Here is a 2472-nt window from a genome sequence, read left to right as displayed (position 1 = left end):
CTCAACACGGCCTACATGGAAGCCATTGCGTGGGCAAAGGAAAGTCTCGAACTGTTGAACGGTTAGCAACATGGGCAACGAGCGTCAGTGGTTGAATGTGGTCATCTTTGTCACCGCGGCCATGATCATTCTGATCTTAGTGGTGCACAAGCGCCTCGTCCAAAACAAAGTCCAACCTCAGATAGCTCCGGTGGTGCTCTGGCAAGAGGATGTGGTGACGCATGTGTGGTTGGATGGCCGAGCCATCTCGCCAGAGACGGTGATTGACTGGCTAACGCTGTTGTCTCGGCCGCAATTGCCAAATGGGATAGAGACGGCTGGCAATAAAGCACCGGAGCATGTGCTGGAAGTTCGCTCCGAACACCACTATGTCCGCTATGGCATCTCGGTAAATGACAACCAACTGGTGATAGCACTACCGGAAAAATCACTTCGCTATTTATTCGACACAAGGCAAAATAAGCAATTGGTTCCCAATTGGCTGAGTCATCAGTAAAGATGCCAGAATTGCCTGAAGTCGAAACCACTCGCCGTGGCTTATCGCCCCATCTTGAGGGCCGACGATTGCAGTCAATCGAGATTCACCAGCGAAATCTGCGTCACCCAATCCCGTTATTCCTAGAGAACAAGCTGGCAAATCAGATGTTGCAGCGCATCGAACGCCGGGCAAAATACCTGTTGTTTCGGTTTGAGCGAGCGACAGTCATCGCCCATTTGGGGATGTCTGGCGCCTTCCGGGTGATTCGGGAACAATCTTTCCCGTGGAAGAAGCACGAGCACTTCCGGTGGTATTTCGACAACAACGGCATTTTGTGTTACCACGATCCACGCCGGTTTGGCTTTCTCGATTACCATGAAGCTCTTGACCATTTGCCGCCTTACTTGGCAAAACTGGGGCCCGAGCCGCTGTCCGATGATTTTTCAGCCGATTATCTGTATCAACGAAGTCGCGGCCGATCGGCACCGATAAAAAATTTTATTATGGAACAAACGTTGGTGGCGGGCATTGGGAACATTTATGCCTGTGAAGCCCTGTTTTTGGCCAAAATCCGGCCGACGACGCCTGCTGGAAAAATCGGACGTGTCCGTCTGGCAAGACTGGTTGATGCGATCAAGGCCGTGCTGTCTCAGGCCATTGCGGCAGGGGGCACCACGCTTAAGGATTTTATTCGTACCGATGGTCGGCCTGGTTATTTTGCTCAACGTCTTGAGGTCTATGGCCGTGATGAGGCGCCTTGTTCCATCTGCCAGAAGACCATACGGCGTATTGTGATTTCCGGTCGAAGCACATACTATTGCGCGAGTTGTCAAAGATAGGCTGATATTTGTGGCTGATGCTGGACAGATGGGCGGGCGAACCGCTATAGTTACCGTCTTATTGCTGGCAGGGCCAGCGGTTTTTTGGTTATCGAATTGAATGTTTGAGCACAGTTATGAAAAGAAAACACAGCCATATTGCAGATGAAGCAGAAGTCGACATGACGCCGATGCTGGACATCGTCTTCATCATGTTGATTTTCTTTATTGTGACGACGTCCTTTGTCAAAGAGTCCGGTCTGGACATTCAGCGGCCGGCAAATTCGCAAACTAATAGTGCTCAGCAAGTGAATGTGGAGCCAGTGGTGATTAGGATTTCGGCCGATGATCGCATTACGGTCAACAAGCGTGAAGTTGACTTTCGGGCCATCGAAGGGAATGTCCAAAGTCGTCGCTCACAAAACTCCAAAGCGCCGGTCATCGTCATTACACACCCAGATGCGTCGATGGACGTGGTCACCAAAGTGGTGGATGCGGTGAAACGCGCTGGCGTGGACAAGGTTAATGTCGCCACTGAGTCGGGTGAAAAGTAATTTGTCAGCAGGCCTAAGATTGGCCTGCTGTTGATGCATGCTATTTCGTCTTTTTTTCCTAGCCCTGCTTTCACTCGTTGCCCTAGTGTGGTGGCGTGGCGCGCGTGTGCGAGAAATCGCTGTCCATGCGGCACGCCGAACATGCACACGCCTCGGGCTTCAGTTTCTTGATGACACGGTCGCTTTAATTCAGTGGACACCGAAATATGGCGGGCGGCACGGTCTGCATCTGGTCCGTCGCTATCGGTTTGAGTTTGCCACTGATGGTGAAAAGCGTTTCGAAGGCTTTGTGGACATGATCGGCAATGAGTTACACCGCGTTATACTTTCGCCATATTCTGAGCCAACGGCTTAGGCATGACTCAGCAAATGGTCAATGCGCGCGAGTATCTTGCACAAACGACTTGCATCAAAGGCAGCGCCTTCATAAAACATCTCTGCCACGGGCGCGATGGCGCACTTCTCGGGCAGCGGGGCTTGATCGGAAATCGCTTGCCGTAACCTCGGGATCAATACCCATTGTAGCCACTGGTGCAGATCGAGAGTATCGATCATAAAAGGCTCAGTCGAGGAAAGCTGTTCAAAGGATGGCATATCGTGCTCCCATAGTGACAGTGCTCTG

Annotated in this window: 5 protein-coding genes; 4 read left to right on the top strand and 1 reads right to left on the bottom strand. The window is 51.6% G+C overall.

Annotated elements, in window-relative coordinates; genetic code table 11:
• Positions 1-70: 70 nt before the first annotated feature.
• The 4 genes from D6694_11480 to D6694_11465 all read left to right on the top strand — a co-directional run bounded on the left by D6694_11480 (position 71) and on the right by D6694_11465 (position 2205).
• Positions 71-496 carry a hypothetical protein gene (locus D6694_11480; protein ID RMH39107.1) on the top strand — a complete coding sequence of 142 codons (426 nt, stop codon included), beginning with the start codon at positions 71-73 and terminating at the stop codon, positions 494-496.
• Between the two features lie 2 nt (positions 497-498).
• On the top strand, positions 499-1317 hold the full coding sequence (locus tag D6694_11475) for a bifunctional DNA-formamidopyrimidine glycosylase/DNA-(apurinic or apyrimidinic site) lyase (GenBank protein RMH39106.1): 819 nt from the start codon (positions 499-501) through the stop codon (positions 1315-1317).
• 116 nt (positions 1318-1433) lie between these two features.
• Positions 1434-1850 (top strand): biopolymer transporter ExbD, encoded by a 417-nt coding sequence (locus D6694_11470; protein ID RMH39105.1) that lies wholly within the window; start codon positions 1434-1436, stop codon positions 1848-1850.
• A gap of 37 nt (positions 1851-1887) precedes the next feature.
• Entirely contained in the window at positions 1888-2205 is a 318-nt protein-coding gene (locus tag D6694_11465; GenBank protein RMH39104.1) for a DUF3301 domain-containing protein, read from the top strand.
• Here the strand turns inward: D6694_11465 and D6694_11460 are convergent.
• Positions 2202-2472 (bottom strand): YqcC family protein (locus D6694_11460; protein RMH39103.1); only part of this gene is annotated, 271 nt, incomplete at its 5' end. The genes D6694_11465 and D6694_11460 overlap by 4 nt on opposite strands.

Source organism: Gammaproteobacteria bacterium (assembly GCA_003696665.1).
Classification (GTDB): domain Bacteria; phylum Pseudomonadota; class Gammaproteobacteria; order Enterobacterales.
The sequence above is the reverse complement of the archived record's forward strand: the minus strand, read 5'-3'. Positions and strand labels throughout refer to the sequence as shown.

Coding starts and splice junctions, on each gene's coding strand:
- D6694_11480 (RMH39107.1), top strand. CDS start 71: ATGGGCAACGAGCGTCAGTGGTTGAATGTGGTCATCTTTGTCACCGCG.
- D6694_11475 (RMH39106.1), top strand. CDS start 499: ATGCCAGAATTGCCTGAAGTCGAAACCACTCGCCGTGGCTTATCGCCC.
- D6694_11470 (RMH39105.1), top strand. CDS start 1,434: ATGAAAAGAAAACACAGCCATATTGCAGATGAAGCAGAAGTCGACATG.
- D6694_11465 (RMH39104.1), top strand. CDS start 1,888: ATGCTATTTCGTCTTTTTTTCCTAGCCCTGCTTTCACTCGTTGCCCTA.